The organism is Micromonospora sp. RTGN7, assembly GCF_033804645.1.
GTDB lineage: Bacteria > Actinomycetota > Actinomycetes > Mycobacteriales > Micromonosporaceae > Micromonospora.
Genome location: NZ_JAPZLF010000001.1, coordinates 339170 through 358375, shown reverse-complemented (window position 1 = coordinate 358375; position 19206 = coordinate 339170). Strand labels below are relative to the sequence as shown.

The window sequence follows — 19206 nt, the reverse complement described above, 5'->3', positions numbered from 1 at the left end:
GGTCACGGACGACGCCCAGGTGGCTGTGTGGCCGTCGGGCACCGCGGCGGTTCAGTGGCGGACGGGTGCGCCCGGCCGCTCGCGGCGATGCCCCGTGCCGGGAGTGGCCCCCGCGTCCGGGGGTTGCAGGGCGCGCCGCGTGGCCTCGGTGGCGGCGGCGTCCCGGCCCGTCGCGCGCCTGCCACGGGTGCGCTGGCTCAGTACGACGCAGGCCAGCACGACCAGCGCCGCCCCGATCGAGGCGGGGGTGACGGCCTCGCCGAGTAGGAGCGCTGACCAGAGCAGGGTGAGCACCGGCTGGGCGAGCTGGATCTGGCCGACCTGGGCGATGCCACCTCGGGCCAGCCCCGCGTACCAGGCGAAGAAGCCCAGGAACATGGAGATCACGGTGAGGTAGCCGAACGCCGACCAGGCGGCCGCCCCGGCGCGCGGCGGATTGGCCGAGGCCGCGACGAGCGTGACGAGCAGGGTGGCGGGGAGCGAGAGCAACAGCGCCCAGCAGATCGTCCGAGCGCCGCCCAGTTCCCGGGCGAGCGCGCCGCCCTCGGCGTACCCGAGTCCACACAGGACGACCGCCGCGAGCAGGAACAGGTCGGCGGCCGACACCGCGCCGTGCACCGCGTCGCTGGCGATCAGGAAGGCGAGCACCGCCACCAGCCCGCCGCCGCTGGCGACCCAGAACAGCGGCGGTGGGCGCTCGCCGGCCCGCAGCACTGCGAACACGGCGGTCATGGCGGGGAGTGTGGTGATGACGACCGCGCCGTGCGCGGAGGTCTGGGTGGTCAGTGCCAGCGAGGTGAACAGCGGGAATCCGACGACGACGCCGAGGGCGACGACCGGCAGCCGCCGCCACTGGCTGCGGGTGGGTCGCGGCGCGCCGGTGAGACGCAGGTACGCCCCGGCCAGCAGCGCCGCGCCGACGGCCCGGCCGAAGGCGACGAACCACGGGTCGAGCTGCTGCACGGCGACGCGGGTGGCGGGCAGGGACATGCTGAAGGCGAGCACCCCCAGCGCGCCGAGGGCGAGGCCGGCGAGCCGGTCAGCCGTTACCGGGTTGGAGACAGTAGCGCTACTCTTAGCCTTCATGAACAACGGTAACGCAGCGGCCCGTGTTATCCAAGATCTGCGCGGGCTCGTGGCCACCGCCGCCGGGACCCGGCTGCCCTCGGTGCGCGAGTTGACCGCCCGGCACCAGGCCTCGCCGGTGACCGTCGCCGAGGCGGTCCGGCAACTGGTGGCGGAAGGGCTGATCGAGACGCGGCCGGGGAGGGGCACCTTCGTGGCCGCCCGGCCGGACGAGCGGTGCCCACCCGACCTGTCGTGGCAGACGGTGGCGCTCGGCGCCCGCCGTCCGGGCGAGGACGAGATGCAGGCGTTGCTCGCGTTGCCCCGGCCGGGCGCGATCCCGCTCTCCGGGGGCTACCTGGACGCGGACCTGCAGCCGGCCGCGGCGCTCGGCGCCGCGCTCGCCCGCGCCGCCCGGCACCCGGCGGCCTGGCAGCGCGGGCCGGCCGAGGGGCGGGCGGACCTTCGCGACTGGTTCGCCCGCGAGGCGGGGGCCCGGCTGCGCGCCGACGACATGGTGATCTGCCCGGGCGGGCAGGCGGCCCTGTCGTCCGCGTTGCGCGCGCTCGCCGCGCCCGGCGACACCCTGCTCGTCGAGTCGCCGACCTACCTGGGCGCACTGGCCGCGGCCCGGGCGGCCGGGCTGCGGGTGGTGCCGGTGCCCGCCGACGCCGAGGGTGTCCTCCCCGACCAACTCGCCGCCGCGTTCGCCCGCACCGGCGCGCGGCTGTTCTACTGCCAACCGCTCTACGCCAACCCGACCGGCGCGACCCTGGCGGCGCACCGCCGAGCAGAGGTCGCCGACGCCGTACGCGTCGCCGGAGCGTTCCTGATCGAGGACGACTACGCCCGCGACCTCACCGTCGACGGAGAGGCCCCGCCGCCGCTGGCCGCCGACGATTCCGACGGGCACGTGATCTACCTGCGCTCACTGACCAAGTCCGCCGCCCCCGGCCTGCGGGTCGCCGCGATGGGCGCCCACGGCCCGGCCGGAGCCCGGCTGCGCTCGGCCCGGCTGCTCGACGACTTCTTCGTCGCCGGCCCGCTGCAGCAGGCCGCGCTGGAGTTCGTCACCGCCCCGGCCTGGCCGCGGCACCACCGCACCCTGCGCACCGCGCTGCGGGCCCGGCGCGAGGCGCTGCTGACCGCGCTGCGCCGGCACCTGCCGACCTTCGTCCCACCGATGATCCCCCGCGGCGGCCTGCACCTGTGGGCCCGCCTGCCCGACGGCGTCGACGACGGCGCGCTGGCCGCCGCGGCCTCCGCCGAAGGCGTCATCGTCTTTCCCGGCCGCCCGTGGCACGCGGCCGAACCACCCGCGCCGCACCTGCGCCTGACCTACGCCGCCGCCCCACCCGACCTCATGGACGAGGCCGTCCGCCGCCTCGCCCGCGCCCTCGGTCCGGACTCGACACGTCGCTGACCCGCCGCCTGCGTCCCCGGAGGGCGAAACACTGGGCCGGGCCGCCAGCGGCCTCTTTCCATCAGGTTAACGATGGGTAACACTGACTAGATGGTTCATGCATCAACAGTGCAAATAGCCGTACTGCGTGGCCGGGACGACGAGTGCCGGGCGATCCGCGGCCTGCTCGACGGCGTGGCGGTTGGTGGGGGAGCGCTGCTGTTCCAGGGCGAGCCGGGCTCGGGCCGGAGTGCGCTGGTCAGCTACGCGCACCGGCAGGCGCGGGGCTTCACCGTCCTGTCCGCCTCCGGGCTCGCGGAGGAGGCGACGCTGCCCCACGCGGGGCTGCAACGGCTCCTCGATCCGGTGCTCGACCGGGCCGTTGCCCTGCCCGACCTGCAGCGGCACGTGCTTCGGCGCGCCCTCGACGGCGAGGGCTGCCCCGCCGAGCAGCGGCTGGCGTTCTCGTTGGCCGTGCTCGGGCTGCTCGCCGTCGCCGCCCGGGAGCGCCCCCTGCTCTGCACCGTGGACGACGTCGACGTCGGCGACCGACCCACCGCCGATCTGCTGGCGTTCGTCGCCCGCCGGGTGCGCCACCTGCCGGTCGTCGTCGTCCTCACCGGGGCCGCCGACACCGCGCCGGGAGGCATTCCCGCCCACCGGCTGACGCCCCTCGACGAGCGCGACAGCCGCGCCGTCCTCGTCGACCGGCTGCCCGCGCGCCCGTCCGACCTGGTCGCCACCGCGCTCAGCGCGGTTGGCGGGGGAAACCCGCAGGCGTTGGTGGATCTCGGCGGCTCGCTGAGCTCCGCCCAGTGCCGAGGAGAGGAACCCCTGCCCGCCGCGCCGCCGGCCGACGGCGTCCTGGGCCGTGGCTACCGGGCCCGGCTGGGCCGTCTGCCCGACGAAACCCGGCGCTTGCTGCTGATCGCCGCCCTCGACGACGAGCTGGACGCGGCCACCCTGGTCCGGGCCGCGCGCGCCGCCGGGACGGTGATCGAGGCGCTCGCCCCGGCCGAGGTCGCCGGCCTGGTCCGCGTCGAGCCACACGGCGTGACGTTCCCGCACCCGCTCGCCCGGGCGATGGTCGAGGCCACGACGCCCCTCGCCGAGCGGCGCACGGCACACCTGCTGCTGGCCGCCCTGCTCGACGGCCCCGGGCAGCGGCTGCGTCGGGCCCTGCACCGCGCCGCCGCAGCCGAGGGCCCGGACCCCGTGCTGGCGACCGAGTTGGAGGAGGCGGCGCGGGGCGGAGGCCGCCACGCCATCCTGTCGGCGGCGCTACGCCGCGCCGCCGAGCTCAGCGCCGAGCCGGCCCGCGCCGCCGCCCGGCTGGTGGCCGCCGCCCACCACGCCTGGGCGGCGGGCCAGCCGTACCGGGCCCGGCTGCTGCTGCGGGGCCTGCCCGCCGACGCGCCGGGGGCGGCCGTGGCCGGTCGGGCCGAGCTGCTGCACGGCGAGATGGAGTTGCGCTGCGGCCGGACCCCGGTCGCCCTCACGACGCTGCTGGCCGCGGCGGACGCGCTGGCCGGCACCGATCCCGCCCCGGCCCTCGGCGCGCTGGTCCGCGCCGGCGAGGCGGTCTGCTTCGCCGGCGACCAGTACCGGTACGCCGAGGTGGCGCGGCGGGCGCGGGCACTGCACCGCCCCGGGGAAGCGCCCGCGACGGAGCTGATGGCGACCCACGTCGCCGGTGTCGCGGCGACGCTGCGGGGCGACCACGAGCGGGGCGGGCCCGCGCTGCGCCGGGTCGTCGTCCTCGCCGACCAGCTCACCGGGGCCGACCTGACCCCGGCCGCACTGACCTGCGCGTCGGTGGCCGCCCTGCTGGTGGCTGTGGACGGCACGGCACACCGGCTCGCCGACCGGGCCGTCGAGCTGGCCCGCACCCGCGGCGAACTGTCGGTTCTGTCCCGGGCGCTGGAGCTGCGCGCGGACGCTGAGTACTGGTTGGGCCGGCACGAGACGGCGGCGGACACCTCCCGGGAGGGGTTACGCATCGCCCGGGTCACCGGCCAGGCCACCTGGACCGGTGTCCACCTGGGAATGCTGGCGGTGCTGGCCGCCATCCGCGCCGACCGCGAGGCCAGTCTGCGACTGATCCGGGAGATCGGCGAGGACTTGGCAGCGGACAGCCGCCCCGCCGCTCTGGCCGGCTGGGCCCTGGCGGTGCTCGACCTGGCCGACGGGCGGCAGTCCGACGCCGCGGAGCGGTTGGCGGCCCTGGCCCGGCCCCGTACCGGACGCGGTCAGGTCATCGTCCAGGTGATGGCCACGCCGTACCTGGTGGAGGCCGCGGTCCACCAGGCCCACCGGCCGGCGGCCGTCGCCGCCCTCGCCGTCTTCGACCGGTGGGCCAACAGCACGGCGAGCCCCTCGCGGCGGGCCCTGTCGGCGCGCTGTCACGCGCTGCTGGCCCCCCGGGGCAGCGCGGAGGCTGAGGAGGGGTTCCGCACCGCGCTGCGGTTGCATCCGGCGGGCGGCGGGGCGTTCGACCGGGCCCGCACCGAGCTGCTCTTCGGCCGGGAGCTGCGCCGCAGCCGGCGGCCCCGCGACGCCCGCGCGTACCTGCACGACGCCAGCGACACGTTCACCGTCCTCGGGGCGACCGCCTGGGCCGAGCAGGCCGCCGCCGAGCTGCGCGCCGCCGGGGAGTCGGTCGGTGGGCCGGATTTGTCGGCGGCCCGGGTGCTGACCGGGCAGCAGCTCCGGATCGCGCAGCTGGTCGCGGAGGGCGCCACCAACCGGGAGATCGCCGGCCGGATGTTCCTGTCCACCCGCACGGTCGACCACCACCTGCGCAACATCTTCCACCGCCTCGGCATCCGCTCCCGCACCCAACTGGCCCGCGCGCTCTGCTGACCGGCCCGGGGCGCAGCCCTAGGACCGCCGCCGGCGCCACCAGACCCGGTGCGGTGTCACGCGGTCTGCCGCAGGAGCCACCAGGACGCTGTCCTCGGCCACCGAACGGACAGGCTGCGCCGGGAGGTTACGTTGGAGGACTCCGACGCGATGAGTTGCCATCAAGGAAACACATCGCTATGGTTTCCGACATGGAAACACAGTTCACCGGTGATCCGTCCTCCGCTGCTGCCCGTCGGATGCTGGACGCGGCCGAGGCAGCGGAACACGCCACCATAAATCCTCCCCTGACCTGGACCTACTTCGTCATCCAGGCGGTATTGCTGGCGGTGGTGTGTGCGGCACAGATGCTGCCGGCAGCCGCTGCGAGGGGGGTCGCGCTCGTGGGGATCGTCGCCGTCGTCGCCGTCGGTATCCGATGGGTGTTCTATCGGTCGGGCTATGGAGTGGTGCTTCCGGACGGCACGGGTGCCTACCCGTACCTGATCGCCATGATCATCACCGTCGGCATCCCGGCCGGGCTGGCGCTCGGGTTCGAGCAGCCGTGGATCTGGCTGGTCGCGGCCGTCTGCGCGGCTGCCACGACACTCGACATGGGCCGCCGTTACCGCAAGATGACGAACCGTGCCTGACGCCGTGTTCGACGAGTTGATTCATGCCCCGCAGCGGCTGCGCATCTGCGCCATCGCCAACGCGGCGTCGTTCGTGGAGTTCGGGGAGCTTCAGGCCCGCCTGGGCGTGTCGAAGTCCGCACTCAGTAAGCACATCGCTCAACTCGTCGCCAGTGGATACCTGGACGAGGAGCACGTCACGCGCGACGGTCGCGCCCGGTTGCGGCTGTCTCTGACGCCGAAGGGTCGCAAGGCCTACCGTGGTCACACGGCGGCCCTGAGGAACATCATCGCCGCAGAGACCTGACGCACGTGCGTCAGGACGAGTTCGTCGAGACGAGTTCGTCGAGCTGGCGGAACGTGGTCGGATCAGCGCAGGCGAGGCCCGCATCAGGGCCAGCGGCAGACACGTCGAGGTCTTCTGGATGAGGCGTGCGGAAAGCCCATCCTCGGGCGACCTCGGCCGCTGTTCGTAGCCCACACGCCAACCCCGCATCTCCGTCGAGCCCTTTGCTCTGCTGCCCCCGACGCAACAACCTTGCTCTGCTCCCCTCGACGCAACAACCTTGCTCTGCTGCCCCCGACGCAACGCTCACGCAGCGCGACGCTTCCCGTCGTCGGCTCGCGCTGCGTCCGAACCGTGAAAGGGCTGCGTAGTGCTGGTGTTGCGGATACGGCAGCAGAGCAAAGGAGCCGAGGTCGGCATGGTCCGGCCGGCACCCGACAACGGAAAACCTGACCTAGCGTGAGGGAGTAGCCCCCGGCGCTCGGGTGTTGCCCGGTCGCGGAGGGGCCACGACCGCAGCCCACGCGTCCACGACCTCGCGGACGCAGCCGGCGTCGCAGCCCGCTGGACCAGGCGCTAGGGTCGGACCACCGTGCGTGCTCCCTCGCCCCGGGCCATCCGGGCGAAGGCCTCCGGAGCGCCGTCCAGTGTGGTCCGGTCGGTGATCAGCGGGGTCAGGTCGAGGGTGCCGTCGAGCACGGCCCGGGCCAGCTCCGGGACGTCCCGGTCCGGATCGGACGAGCCGTAGACCGACGAGCGCAGCGTACGAGCCGAATGGAAGATCTCCAGGGCGCTCAGGCCGACGATGTCGTCCTTGGCACCCATGCCCACCACGGTCACCTGTCCGCCCCGGCGGGTCGCTCGCCAGGCGGTGCGGATGGTGCTGGCCCGCCCGACACACTCGAAGGCGTGGTCGACGCCCCGCCCGTCGGTGCGTCCGCGCAGCGCCCGGTTGATCTCGTCGTCGGCGATCAGGAACTCGGTGGCGCCCACGGCGAGAGCCAGCTCCGCCTTGGCGGGCGACACGTCGACGGCGAGCACCGGGCCGGCGCCTGCGGCGCGGGCGGCGGAGACCACCGACAGTCCCACCCCGCCGAGGCCGATGACGGCCACCGCGTCGCCGGGGGCAACTGCGGCGGTCCGGCGGACCGCGCCGATTCCGGTGAGCACGGCACAGCCCAGCAACGCGGCGGCCTCCATGGGCAGCTCGGCGGGGACCGCGATCACCGCGTGCTGCGGCACCACCACCTGCTCGGCCAGGGCACCCAGGCCCAGTGTGACGTGCAGCGACTCACCGTCGACGCTGCCGCCCCTGGGGACGGCGGGTGCGCCGGCGCGCTCGCAGAGCCACGGCTCGCCGTGCCCGCAGTACCAGCACCGTCGGCACGGCGGCGACCAGTTCAGCACCACGTGCTCCCCGGGGGCGACCCGGGTCACGCCCGCGCCGACCTCGGCCACGACGCCGGCCGCCTCGTGACCGAGCACCAGCGGGTACGGCGCTGCCACCGTGCCGTTGATCATCGACAGGTCCGAGTGGCACACCCCGGCGGCCCGGATCTCCACCCGTACCTCGCCGGGGCCGGTGGGCGGCAGGTCGATCTCCTCCACCCGGGGCGGCTCCCCGACGGCCCGGGCGACCAGCGCCCTCATCGCTGGATTGCCTTGGTCTGCAGGAACTCGTCCAGCCCGTAGCTGCCCAGCTCCCGGCCGAGGCCGGACTGCTTGTAGCCACCGAACGGGGCGAGCGGGTTGAACGGGGCGCCGTTGATGTCGACCGCGCCGGTGCGCAGCCGCCGGGCCACCCGCAGCGCCCGCTCGGAGTCGCCGGACCAGACCGCGCCGGCCAGCCCGTACCGGGAGTTGTTGGCCACCGCGACGGCGTGGGCGTCGTCGTCGACCGGGATCACCGCCAGCACCGGCCCGAAGACCTCCTCCTGGGCCAGCGCACTGTCGGGGTCGACGTCGGCGATCACCGTGGGGGCGACGAACCAGCCCCGGTCCGGCACCGGGGCGTCCGGGCCGCCGGCGATCAGCCGACCCCCGTCGGCCAGGCTCTTGTCGATGTGGTCGCGTACCCGTTGTCGTTGGGTCGCGGAGACGAGCGGGCCGAGCCGGGTGGCCGGGTCGAACGGGTCGCCGAGCCGGTATCCCTCGGCGGCCCGCGCGGCGAGGGTCAGGGCCTCCTCGTACCGGGACCGGTGTACCAGCATCCGGGTCCAGGCGGTGCAGGTCTGCCCGGAGTTGAGGAAGGCGTTGCCGACGCCCACCTTCACGGCCGTGGCCAGGTCGGCGTCGTCGAGGATGACGTTGGCCGACTTGCCGCCGAGCTCCAGCGCGACCCGGGCGACGCGGTCGGCGGCCAGGTGGGAGATCCGCCGGCCGGTGGCCGTGGACCCGGTGAAGGAGACCATGTCGATGCCCGGGTGGGCGGCGATGGCCTCGCCGACCACCGGGCCGGTGCCGGTGACCAGGTTGACCACGCCGGGCGGGAACCCGGCCTCGTGGACCGCGTCGAAGAGGAGGTATGCCACCAGCGGCGTCAGCTCGCTCGGCTTGAGCACCACCGTGCAGCCGGCCGCGAGGGCCGGGGCGAGCTTGGCGACGACCTGGTGCAGCGGGTAGTTCCACGGGGTGATCGCGCCGACCACGCCGACCGGTTCCCGTACCACCAGAGAGTGGCCAACGGTCTGCTCGGCCGGTGGCCGGGCGGCCAGGTCGACGTACCCGCGCAGGACGGTGAGGGGGAGCCCGGCCTGCACCCGCACGGCCACCTTGAGCGGGGTGCCCAGCTCGGCGGCGACGGTCCGGGCGATCTCGTCGGCGCGGGCGGTCAGCGCGGCGTGCAGCCGGTCCAGGTGGGCCGACCGGTCGGCCGGCGCGGTGGCGGCCCAGCCGTCGAACGCGGCCCGGGCGGCGGCGACGGCCCGATCGACGTCGGCCGCCGTGCCGGCCGGCACGGTCGCGATGACCTGCTCCGTCGCGGGATTGTGCACCGGGAGGCTCTGCCCGGGCGACGCGCTGACCCAGTGGCCGTCGAGGTAGAAATCGGTCCGTGCGAGATCCATCGCGCCCCTCACGTACGTCACTGGAAACTAGCGGTGCAAGTTTTTACTTTAATGGGTGTCCGCATCCGACGGCAGGGGCGGCGGGGCGGCGATGGTCCGCTCGTAGGTGCGGGTGAGGCCGTCGATGAGCGCGTCGAGGCCCAGGGCGAACGCGCCCTCGTCGACACGCTGCTGGTGTTCGGCCAGGCGGTGGGCCTGGGTGAGGTGCGGATACTGCTCGGCGTAGAGCCCGGGGTCCTCGACGAAGCCCCGGGCGAACGACCCCAGCGCCGATCCCGCGACGAAGTACCGCATGAGCGCGCCGATGTGGGTGGCCCGGGCCGGCGGCCAGCCCGCGTCGACGAGCCCCCCGTAGACCGCGTCGGCCATGGCCAGCGCGGCCGACCGGCGCCCGGGGCCCCGGGCCAGGTACGGCACGATGTGCGGGTGGGCGGCGAGCGCCGCCCGGTACGAGTGCCCCCACCGGCGCAGCGCCTCGCGCCAGTCGACGGCACCGAAGAACGACACGTCCACCTGCCCGGTGATGCTGTCGGCGACCGCGTCGAGGATCTCGTCTTTGGTGGCGAAGTGGTTGTAGAGCGACGGGCCGCGGACGCCGAGCTCGGCGGCGAGCCGCCGGGTGGAGAACCCCTCCAGCCCTTCGGAGTCGATCAGCGCGGCGGCGGCCTCGATGATCCGCTGCCGGCTGAGCAGCGCCTGCCGCGGCCGGGGCATGGTGGTTCTCCTTCGGTCGGTGGTCCGTGCGGAAACTCTGCCACAGTCGGGTCTGGACGGACTAAAACTTGCACCGCTAGTTTATTGGGCATGGACCTTCAGCTCTCCGCCGAGCAGGTGGCGGTCCGCCGGCTCGCCGCCGACTTCGCGGCTCGCGAGGCGAGCGAGGCTGCCGTCCGCGCGGCCAACGACGCGGTCCAGGTCTTCGGCGGGTACGGCTACATCGACGAGTACCCGGTCGGCAAGTACCTGCGCGACGCCCGGGCCGCCACCCTCTACGAGGGCACCAGCCAGATCCAGCAACTCCTCTTCCTGGCCAGCGACGACGCGTCGTACGTCAGCGGACAGACCCTGTACGTCAACGGCGGCGCGCGCTGAGTCGCGCCCCGCTCGATCAGCACCCGGAGGGGACATGGACTTCGCGCTTTCCGACGAGGAGCGGGCCATCCGTGACACGGCCCGCGACTTCATCACCAGGGAGGTCATGCCGCTGGAGCAGGAGCTGCTGCGGCGGGAACGGGCGCACCGGCCCGGCCTGGAACGCGGCGAGCTGCGGGAGTTGCAGCTCAAGGCGAGGAAGTTCGGCTTCTGGGGGCTGGCCACCCCGCAGGAGTACGGCGGCATGGACCTGCCCGCCGTCACGCAGTCGCTGATCTGGACCGAGCTGGGCCGCACCTTCATGCCGTTCCGCTTCGGCGGCGAGGCCGACAACATCCTCTTCCACGCCACCGAGGAGCAGAAGCGGGAGTTCCTGCTCCCCACCATCGAGGGGGAGCGGGTCTCCTGCTTCGCGATCACCGAGCCGGGCGCCGGCTCGGATGCCGCCAACATCAGGTTCGCGGCCCGCCGTGACGGCGACGACTGGATCCTCGACGGCGAGAAGACCTTCATCACCGGCGGCAACGACGCCGACTTCGCCATCGTGGTCGCGGTGACCGACCGGGACCGGGGCGCCCGCGACGGCGGGGCGACCGCCTTCCTGGTGGACCGGTCGATGGGCTGGCGCTCGGAGTTCATCCAGACGATGGGGGAGGGCGGCCCCGCGTCGCTGGTCTTCGACGGCGTACGGGTGCCGCACCGCAACGTCCTCGGCGAGGTGGGCCAGGGCTTCGCGCTGGGCATGAAGTGGATCGGCAAGGGGCGCTACACCATCCCCTCGCACGCCATCGGCATCGCCGAGCGGGCGTTGCAGATGGCGATCGACCACGCCAACACCCGGGAGACGTTCGGCGCGAAGATCGGCACCAACCAGGCCATCCAGTGGATGATCGCCGACTCGGAGACCGAGCTGGAGGCGGCCCGCTGGCTGGTGCTCCGGTCGGCCTGGACGGTCGACCAGGGGCACGACCCCCGGCACGCCTCGTCGATGGGCAAGCTCTACGGCGCCGGGATGGTCAACCGGGTGGTGGACCGGGTGCTCCAGATCCACGGTGGCATGGGCTACACCCGGGAGTTGCCGATCGAGCGCTGGTACCGGCAGGTGCGGCTGTACCGGATCTTCGAGGGCACCGACGAGATGCAGCGCCTTATCATCGCCCGGGACCTGCTGCGCGGCTACACGAAGATCGGCGGGCACCTGGCATGAGGATCTTCGCCGACACCGGGGAACTGGCCACCGCTGTCGGGGAGACTCTCGGCCCGGGGCCCTGGGAGCGGATCGACCAACACCGGGTCGACCTCTTCGCCGACGCCACCGACGACCACCAGTGGATCCACCTGGACGCCGAACGGGCCGCGACCGGGCCGTTCGGCGGCACGATCGCGCACGGCTACCTGACCTTGTCGCTGCTGCCGGCGCTCGTCGGCCGCCTCTACCGGGTCGACGGGGTGCGGATGGGCGTCAACTACGGCCTGAACCGGGTGCGCTTCCCGGCACCGCTGCGAGTCGGCAGCGCGGTGCGGGCCACCGCCGCCATCGCCGAGGTGGCCCCGGTCGCCGGCGGGGTGCAGCTCGTCACCTCCGTCACCGTGCACAGCGACGCCGGCGGCAAGCCGGTCTGCGTCGCCGAGTCGGTGAGCCGGCTCTACGTCGGGGCACCCCGGTGACTCCCGCACGGCTGCGGTGACCGTCGAACCGGCGCGGTGATCCGCAGGAGCGTCCCGCCGGATCACCGCCCGCGACCGGCCCCGGCGGTGCCCGCCGCGGCGGGCCGGGGTGGAGCCTCCGCCCCGAGCCCGCCGCGGCCGGCCCGGGGGCGGAGGCCAGGCACGCCTGCCGGGCAGGCCGAACCGCCGGCGCCGGGGACCGGTCAGTGTTCCCGGTAGGTGGCGAGGTCGAAGTCGGCGTGGACGCCGTCGCCGCCGAGATCCTGCACCCAGAGGCCGAGGAACGCCCCGGTGAAGCCCCACGCCGCCGGCTCCCCGTCGATGATCAGTGCGGCGTGCTCGTCGGAGAGGATGGTCGCGTCGAGGTCCACCGGAAGCTGCTGCCAACCGGCGCCGAGGTCGTAGCAGAAGCGCACGACCGGACCGTCGAACAACCCGCGCAGGCCGACCCGGGTGACACCGGTGACGTCGACGGTCAGGCCCGGATAGGTGGTGCGCCGGCCGCTGTCGGAGCTCAGCAGCTCCAGCACGGCCCGGCCGTCGTCGGCGCGGGTCAGGTAGAGGTGGTGCCAGTTGAGGGTGTTGTAGTAGGCGGTGATCCCGGCCAACTGGAGGTGGTCGACCGGGTCGAACTCGACCACGGTCTCCAGCGAACAGCGCGTTGCGCCGACGCGCTGCGCGACCAGGCTGGGGGCCTGCCTGCCCACCGGCGACTGCCCACCATGGAGGCGCAGGTGCGACCGGCGGGCCCGCAGGTCGACCCAGTCTCCGGTGGCCGGCCGGCGCAGCGTCGACCAGGCCGGCCCCAACTCGGCGGCGTCGAAGTGGTCGGTGGCGGGCTCGGCGGGCCACGGGTGCGGGGGCAGGCAGGGCGCGGCGACGGTGTCCGCCGGCACCCCGCCGGGGACGCGAGGCCAGCCGCCCGGCGGCCACTCGACCCGCTGGATCGCGGTCTCCCGCCCCAGCACGCAACTGCCCAGCGGGGTGTAGGGGCGCCCGACCAGGTGGGCCAGGTACCAGTCGTCATGCGGGGTGCGGACCAGGCTGCCGTGCCCAGCCTTCTGCAACCGCAGGTCCGGCCGGCCCACGGAGGTCAGTAGCGGCCCGGCCGGGTCCACCTCGTACGGCCCGAACAACTCGCGCGAGCGCGCCACGGTGACCTGGTGCTCCCAGCTCGTGCCTCCCTCGGCGGTGACCAGCCAGTACCAGCCCTCGTGGCGGTACAGGTGCGGGCCCTCGGTGAGCCCGACAGAGGTGCCGGTGAACAGCAGGCGGGGCCGGCCGACGAGCCGGCGCGTGGCCCGATCGTATTGTTGTATCTCGATGCCGGCGAAGCGGTCGCGGCCGGGGCGCCAGTCCGCGCTCATGCTCAGCAGCCAGCTGGTGCCGTCGTCGTCGTGGAACAGCGAGGCGTCGAAACCGCGCCCGTGCAGCTTCACCGGATCCGACCAGGGGCCGGCGATGTCGGGGGCGGTGACCAGGTAGTTCTGGGGATCCCAGTAGCCGCTGGCGAAGCTGGCCACGTCGCTGTAGACGAGGAGGAACTCGCCGTCGTGGTAGGACAGGTCGGGTGCCCACACCCCGTTGGAGTCGCCGCAGCCGCGCAGGTCGAGCAGGCGGCGCTCGGTGATGATCCCGCCCAACGCGCGCCAGTGGACGAGATCACGGGAGTGGTGCACCCGGACCCCCGGATACCACTCGAAGGTCGAGGTGGCCAGGTAGTAGTCGTCGCCGACCCGAAGGATCGACGGGTCCGGGTGGAACCCGGCGAGGACGGGATTGCGGATCAACCGGGCGGCGGTCGCCACGTCAGCGGTCTCGGTCGACACGTCAGCTCCTCTGGTGCGGCTTTCGGCAAACTTCCGGACGTTCGGCCCGGATGCTCGGGAAGTCTCGACCACGGTAACCGTTTATGTCGCCATAGGACAGACCCCTTGACCGGGGCGGAAACAACGTCGTAGCGTGCCGGCCAGCACATCGGTAATTTCGGTGGATCACCGAAACTTCCGAAGATCCAGGTTGGAGCACCGCCGGCTCGATCGGCATCCGAGCCCCCCGTGAGTCCCCGAAGGGATGGATCATGACAGCGCACCTCTCCCGCAGAACGCTGCTCGGCCTCGTCGGCGCCGGTGCCGGCGCCCACCTGCTCGGCGCCTGTAGCGACGACGGGTCCGACGACCCGGGCGGCCCGCAGTCCATCAACTGGTGGCACATCCAGAACACCGAGCCGATGCTGCCGGTGTGGGCGGCGATGGCCACGGAGTACCAGGCCGCCCACCCCGGCGTCACCGTCGACATCCAGCCGCTGGAGAACGAGGCGTTCAAGGCCAAGCTGACCACCGCCACCCAGGCCGGCTCCCCGCCCGACCTGTTCCAGTCCTGGGGTGGGGGAGTGCTCAAGCAGCAGGTCGACGCGGGCCTGGTCAAGGACCTCACCGACGCCGTGCGGCCCTGGATCGGCGGGCTGCTGCCCGCCGCTGTGCAGCCGTTCACCATCGACGGCAAGATCTACGGTGTTCCGTTCGACGTCGGCATGGTCGGTTTCTGGTACAACAAGGACCTCTTTGCCCGGGCCGGCGTCGCCGCCGCACCCACGAGCTGGGCCGGTGTCCTCGACGCGGTCGGCAAGCTCAAGGCCGCCGGCACCGTTCCGATCGCGCTGGGCGGCAAGGAGAAGTGGCCGGCCCACTACTACTGGGCCTACCTGGCGATGCGCATCGGTGGGCTCGGTGCCCTCCAGCAGGCCGCCAAGGACAACAACTTCGACACCCCCGACTTCGTCGCGGCCGGTGACCGACTCAAGGAACTGGTCGATCTGCAACCGTTCCAGAAGGGCTTCCTCGGCGCGGACTACAGCTCCCCGGACGGGCAGGCCGCCACGATGGGCAACGGACGCGCGGCCATGGAGCTGATGGGCCAGTGGGCCCCGTCGGTGCAGGCGTCGAGCTCCACCGGCAAGAAGGGCCTCGGCGACAAGCTCGGCTTCTTCCCGTTCCCCATCGTCGATGGCGGCAAGGGCTCCGCCTCGGAGGCGTTCGGCGGCGGCAACGGTTTCGCCGTCGGCAAGGACGCCCCCGACGCGGCCGTCGACTTCCTCAAGACCCTGCTCACCGTCGACAACCAGGGCAGGGCAGCCAAGACCGGCGCGGTGCTGCCCACGGTCAAGGACGCCGCCACGGCCATCACCGATCCCAACAACAAGATCGTCGCGCAGAACCTGGCCAGCGCCACCGGCTTCCAGCTCTACCTCGACCAGGCGTACCCGCCCGCCGTCGGTCAGCAGGTCAACGACAGCGTCGCCGAGCTGATCGCCGGCACCAAGACGCCCGCGCAGATCGTCAAGGACATCACCGCGGTGGCGAAGAGCCAGTAGCCATGGCCCACCCACACCGATCCGCAGGGCGGCCCGGCCGACGGCGCCGACCGGGCCACCGCGGCACCCTCGCCGCCCTCCTGACACCCTCCCTGGCGCTGTTCCTGCTGCTGGTCGTCGCTCCCATCGTGGTGGCCGGCTACGCCAGCCTCCACAAGTGGAACGGCTTCGGCCTGCCGGAGAACTTCGTCGGGCTGGACAACTACACCCGGGCCTTCGGCGACCCGACCTTCCGCGGCGACCTGTGGCGCGGACTGCTGCTGATCGTGCTGTCACTGGTGATCCAGCTGCCCGCTGCGCTGGGCCTGGCCATGCTCCTGCACCAGCCGTTGAAGGGCCGAAGCGTCTACCGGCTGGTCTTCTTCGCCCCGTACGTGCTCTCCGAGGTCACCACCGCCGTCCTGTTCACCCTGGTGTTCTCACCGAACCGGGGGCTGGGCGACGCGATCTCGCGGTGGCTGGGCGCCGACGCCGGAGCCGTCTTCGCCGATCCGGACACCGTGCTCTTCGCCGTCTTCCTGGTCGTCTCCTGGAAGTACTTCGGTCTCCACCTGATGCTCTACCTGGCCGCCCGGCAGGGCATCCCCAAGGAGCTCCACGAGGCCGCCACCACCGACGGCGCCAGCGGTTGGCAGGCATTCCGGCACGTCACCCTGCCGCTGCTGGGGCCGACGATCCGCATCAGCGTGTTCCTGTCGGTCATCGGCACCGTGCAACTGTTCGACATGGTCTGGGTCCTCACCGGCGGCGGCCCGATCCACGCCTCGGAAACCATGGCCGTGACGATGTACCGGTACGGCTTCGGCCGCTTCGAGGTCGGCTACGCCAGCGCGATCAGCATCATCATGTTCGTCCTGAGCCTCGTCTTCGCCCTCTTCTACCAGCGCGTCGTCCTGCGTCGCGACACCGAAGGCGCGCTCACCAACCAAGGAGTCCAGGGATGACCGGCACGGCGAATCCCGCTCTGCGGACCCGCCGCCTCGTGCTGCACCTCGTCTGCGTCACTGTCGGCGCGCTCATCGTCGTGCCGGTCTGGTTCGGGGTGCTCGGCGGGTTCAAGGACAACGGGCAACTCTCCACCAACCCCCTCGGCTGGCCCGACCCCTGGGTCACCGACAACTACACCGGCATCCTTGCCTCCGAGGTGTTCTGGCGACAACTGGGCAACAGCCTCCTCATCGCCGCGACCAGCACGCTCGTCGTCGTCGGTGCGTCGGCGATGGCCTCGTTCGTCTTCGCCCGCTTCGCGTTCCGCGGCCGGGAACTAGTGTTCACCGTCTTCGCGGTGGGGCTGATGTTCCCGTTCGCGGTCGCCATCCTGCCGCTCTTCGTGCTGCTGCGCGGCATGGGCCTGCTGGACAATCCGCTCGGGGTGATCCTGCCCCAGGCCGCCTTCGGGCTGCCGATCACCATTGTCATCCTGCGTCAGTTCTTCCGCACCATCCCCGGCGAGGTGGAGGAGGCCGCGATCCTCGACGGGTGCACCCCGTTCGGGTTCTTCTGGCGGATCCTGTTGCCGATGGCCCGTCCCGCGCTGGCCACCGTCTCGGTCCTGGCCATCGTCACCAGCTGGAACAACTTCATGCTTCCGTTGGTCGTCTTCACCGACCAGAGCTGGTGGACCCTCCCGGTGGGGGTCCAGGCGTTCCAGGGGCAGTACGCCGACGACACCGCCCGGGTGCTCGCCTACGTGGTGCTCTCCATGATTCCCGCCCTGGGCTTCTACGCCGTCGCCGAACGCCAGCTCATCGGCGGTCTGGCCGGCAGCGTCAAGGGATGACGGATACCCGCTGCGGTAGCCTTCTGCGACCGCAGCCCCAGGCAGGACGAAAGGGCGGACCGTGGACGCCGACAACAGCCGGAACGTCACCATCGCGATGATCGCGCGTCTGGCCGGCGTTTCCGTGCCCACGGTCTCCCGGGTCATCAACGGACGCTCCGACGTCGCCCCCCGGACCCGTGAACGCGTCGAGGAGCTGCTCACCCGGCACGGCTACCGCCGCCGCCCGCCGAGCAGGCGCTCCGATTCCGCCCTGATCGACCTGGTCTTCAATGACCTCGACAGCCCCTGGGCGGTGGAGATCATCCGCGGGGTGGAGGACGTCGCGCACAGCGGTGGCGTGGGCACCGTCGTCTCGGCGATCCACCAGCGCACCTCCTCGGCCAAGCAGTGGCTCGACAACATGCGGACCCGCTCCACCCGGGGGGTCATCTTCGTGACCTCGATGGTGGCGCCACCGTTGCAGGCCGAGCTGCGCCGGCTCAACCTTCCCGTGGTCATCGTCGACCCCGCCGGGGTGGCCCCGCAGGCGGCGTCCACGATCGGCGCCACCAACTGGGCGGGCAGTCTGGGCGCCAACCAGTACCTGCTCGGCCTCGGCCACCGCCGCATCGGGTTCATCGCCGGCCCCCCGCAGCTGATGTGCAGCCGGGCGCGGCTGGACGGCTACCGGGCCGCGCTCGAGGGCGCCGGCGTCGCCGTCGACGACGCACTGATCTTCCCCGGCAACTTCTATCACGAGGCCGGCTACGCCGCCGGCACGCAGCTGCTGGCGCTGCCCGACCCACCCACCGCCATCTTCGCCTCCAGCGACCAGATGGCGCTCGGCGTCTACGAGGCGGTCCGCAAACGGGGCCTGCGGGTGCCCGACGACATCAGCGTGGTCGGCTTCGACGACCTGCCCGAGGTCCGCTGGTGCTCCCCGCCGCTGACCACGGTGCGTCAACCCCTGGTCGAGATGGGCATGCTGGCGGCGCGGACCGTGCTGCGGCTGGCTCAGGGCGAGAAGATCGAAAGCCCTCGTGTCGAGCTTGCCACCGAGCTCGTCGTCCGCGACAGCGCCGCGGCCCCCCGGCGACGCTGACCCCCCATCGCCCCACCGTGCCCGGCGGATCAGCGCGGGTGTGCGGTGGCCGGCGGGCCGAACCCGACGGGGACGCCGGGGGAGTAGAGCACGCTGGCGGGCGCTTCGGTCGGTGCCGGCAGCCCGGCGGCGGTGACCAGTTCGTCGTCCAGGTGCAGCAGCTCGGCCCGGTGTAAGGGCCAGCGCGGATGCCAGTTCGGCAGGTGCAGCGTGCGCCCGTACGCCCGGGTGTGCAACCCCCAGCGGGCGGTGACGAAGTGTTCCAGTGGGGTCGGGTCGGCGATCGGCTCACCCACCCGGACCACCATCCGGCTCGTCGCGCCGGCCGGGCCGGGCCAGCGGCGCCGGCACCGGTAGGTGCGGCGGTCGCCGTCGTGGTCCAGCCGCATCGCCGACCAGAGGTACGGCAGTCGCAGGGTCGCGCGGGCGACCAGCACCGGGATCAGCCGGGACGCGTCGAGCGAGCGGAACACCACGGCCCGCCGGCCGGTGTCGTCGACCGAGTAGAGCCGGACGTTGGTCTCCCAGAAGCTGCCGAGGTACGGCACGGCGGGCCCCCGCCCGAGGCCCACCCCGACCATCCGGAAGCCGATCAGGCCGACGTAGGTCGTTCCGTCGAGGGTGTCCGGGCGGGTGCCGGCGGGCAGCAGCGGCGCGACGAGCTCCGGCGCGACCGCCCAGTGCAGGAAGGTGAGGTGCTCCCAGCGCTGCCGCAGGATGTGCCGGCGGAACCCCTGCCGGGGCGCGGGGTCGAGGGGCTCGATGTGCACGTGCCCATCCTGCCCGCAGGGGAGGCCCGCAACACGCCCCGTCACCTGTCGTCACAGCCGCATCGCCCACCGTCGTGGCGGGTCGTCCGTGCCGGGCCGGACGTGGCGTGGGCAATCGGTCCGTTTTGCTCGCTCTGGCGGGGGTACG

At 73.0% G+C, this 19206-nt stretch carries 17 protein-coding genes; 11 read left to right on the top strand and 6 right to left on the bottom strand.

Features of this window, described 5'->3' with window-relative positions:
• Window positions 1–51 precede the first annotated feature (51 nt).
• Window positions 52–1086 (bottom strand): DMT family transporter, encoded by a 1035-nt coding sequence (locus tag SNR22_RS01535; protein WP_320064458.1) that lies wholly within the window; start codon window positions 1084–1086, stop codon window positions 52–54.
• Here SNR22_RS01535 and SNR22_RS01530 point away from each other — a divergent pair.
• From SNR22_RS01530 to SNR22_RS01515, 4 genes are all read left to right on the top strand, one after another.
• On the top strand, window positions 1085–2488 hold the full coding sequence (locus SNR22_RS01530; protein ID WP_320064457.1) for a PLP-dependent aminotransferase family protein: 1404 nt from the start codon (window positions 1085–1087) through the stop codon (window positions 2486–2488). The two genes, SNR22_RS01535 and SNR22_RS01530, sit on opposite strands and share 2 nt — an antisense overlap.
• 108 nt (window positions 2489–2596) lie before the next feature.
• Window positions 2597–5329 (top strand): LuxR family transcriptional regulator, encoded by a 2733-nt coding sequence (locus SNR22_RS01525; protein WP_320064456.1) that lies wholly within the window; start codon window positions 2597–2599, stop codon window positions 5327–5329.
• Between the two features lie 191 nt (window positions 5330–5520).
• Window positions 5521–5961, top strand: coding sequence for a hypothetical protein (locus SNR22_RS01520; RefSeq protein ID WP_320064454.1), 441 nt, complete (start codon window positions 5521–5523; stop codon window positions 5959–5961).
• Window positions 5954–6247 (top strand): transcriptional regulator, encoded by a 294-nt coding sequence (locus tag SNR22_RS01515; RefSeq protein ID WP_320064453.1) that lies wholly within the window; start codon window positions 5954–5956, stop codon window positions 6245–6247. Before SNR22_RS01520 ends, SNR22_RS01515 begins: the two co-directional genes overlap by 8 nt.
• Before the next feature lie 555 nt (window positions 6248–6802).
• Here SNR22_RS01515 and SNR22_RS01510 read toward each other — a convergent pair.
• The 3 genes from SNR22_RS01510 to SNR22_RS01500 are packed head-to-tail and all read right to left on the bottom strand — an operon-like array spanning window position 6803 to window position 10005.
• Window positions 6803–7876 (bottom strand): Zn-dependent alcohol dehydrogenase, encoded by a 1074-nt coding sequence (locus tag SNR22_RS01510; protein WP_320064451.1) that lies wholly within the window; start codon window positions 7874–7876, stop codon window positions 6803–6805.
• Entirely contained in the window at window positions 7873–9291 is a 1419-nt protein-coding gene (locus SNR22_RS01505) for an aldehyde dehydrogenase family protein (protein ID WP_320064449.1), read from the bottom strand. The genes SNR22_RS01510 and SNR22_RS01505 overlap by 4 nt, the downstream gene beginning before the upstream one ends.
• A 48-nt stretch (window positions 9292–9339) precedes the next feature.
• Entirely contained in the window at window positions 9340–10005 is a 666-nt protein-coding gene (locus SNR22_RS01500) for a TetR/AcrR family transcriptional regulator (RefSeq protein WP_320064447.1), read from the bottom strand.
• A 90-nt stretch (window positions 10006–10095) separates the two neighbouring features.
• Between SNR22_RS01500 and SNR22_RS01495 the strand changes: the two genes are divergently transcribed.
• Genes SNR22_RS01495 through SNR22_RS01485 form a run of 3 tightly spaced genes read left to right on the top strand, consistent with a single transcriptional unit; the run spans window position 10096 to window position 12051 of the window.
• Window positions 10096–10383 (top strand): acyl-CoA dehydrogenase family protein, encoded by a 288-nt coding sequence (locus tag SNR22_RS01495; RefSeq protein ID WP_320064445.1) that lies wholly within the window; start codon window positions 10096–10098, stop codon window positions 10381–10383.
• A 34-nt stretch (window positions 10384–10417) separates the two neighbouring features.
• On the top strand, window positions 10418–11590 hold the full coding sequence (locus SNR22_RS01490; protein WP_320064443.1) for an acyl-CoA dehydrogenase family protein: 1173 nt from the start codon (window positions 10418–10420) through the stop codon (window positions 11588–11590).
• The gene (locus SNR22_RS01485) at window positions 11587–12051 is read left to right on the top strand and encodes a MaoC family dehydratase (RefSeq protein WP_320064442.1); all 465 of its coding nucleotides are present in this window, start codon (window positions 11587–11589) and stop codon (window positions 12049–12051) included. The genes SNR22_RS01490 and SNR22_RS01485 overlap by 4 nt, the downstream gene beginning before the upstream one ends.
• A gap of 203 nt (window positions 12052–12254) precedes the next feature.
• On the opposite strand, the gene SNR22_RS01480 is transcribed toward SNR22_RS01485, so the two are convergent.
• A complete protein-coding gene (locus SNR22_RS01480) occupies window positions 12255–13880 on the bottom strand; it encodes a glycoside hydrolase family 43 protein (protein ID WP_320064441.1) in 1626 nt (541 codons plus the stop codon).
• 251 nt (window positions 13881–14131) lie between these two features.
• Here SNR22_RS01480 and SNR22_RS01475 point away from each other — a divergent pair, with 251 nt between their 5' ends.
• The 4 genes from SNR22_RS01475 to SNR22_RS01460 all read left to right on the top strand — a co-directional run bounded on the left by SNR22_RS01475 (window position 14132) and on the right by SNR22_RS01460 (window position 18288).
• Window positions 14132–15424 carry an extracellular solute-binding protein gene (locus tag SNR22_RS01475; protein ID WP_320064440.1) on the top strand — a complete coding sequence of 431 codons (1293 nt, stop codon included), beginning with the start codon at window positions 14132–14134 and terminating at the stop codon, window positions 15422–15424.
• Window positions 15425–15426: 2 nt separating this feature from the next.
• A complete protein-coding gene (locus SNR22_RS01470; protein WP_320064438.1) occupies window positions 15427–16368 on the top strand; it encodes a sugar ABC transporter permease in 942 nt (313 codons plus the stop codon).
• Window positions 16365–17204: a carbohydrate ABC transporter permease gene (locus tag SNR22_RS01465; RefSeq protein WP_320064436.1), complete on the top strand. Its 840-nt coding sequence runs from the start codon at window positions 16365–16367 to the stop codon at window positions 17202–17204. The genes SNR22_RS01470 and SNR22_RS01465 overlap by 4 nt, the downstream gene beginning before the upstream one ends.
• Before the next feature lie 61 nt (window positions 17205–17265).
• A complete protein-coding gene (locus SNR22_RS01460; RefSeq protein ID WP_320064434.1) occupies window positions 17266–18288 on the top strand; it encodes a LacI family DNA-binding transcriptional regulator in 1023 nt (340 codons plus the stop codon).
• Window positions 18289–18317: 29 nt separating this feature from the next.
• Here the strand turns inward: SNR22_RS01460 and SNR22_RS01455 are convergent, their stop codons facing one another.
• Window positions 18318–19058: a DUF2071 domain-containing protein gene (locus SNR22_RS01455; protein ID WP_320064433.1), complete on the bottom strand. Its 741-nt coding sequence runs from the start codon at window positions 19056–19058 to the stop codon at window positions 18318–18320.
• Window positions 19059–19206 lie beyond the last annotated feature (148 nt).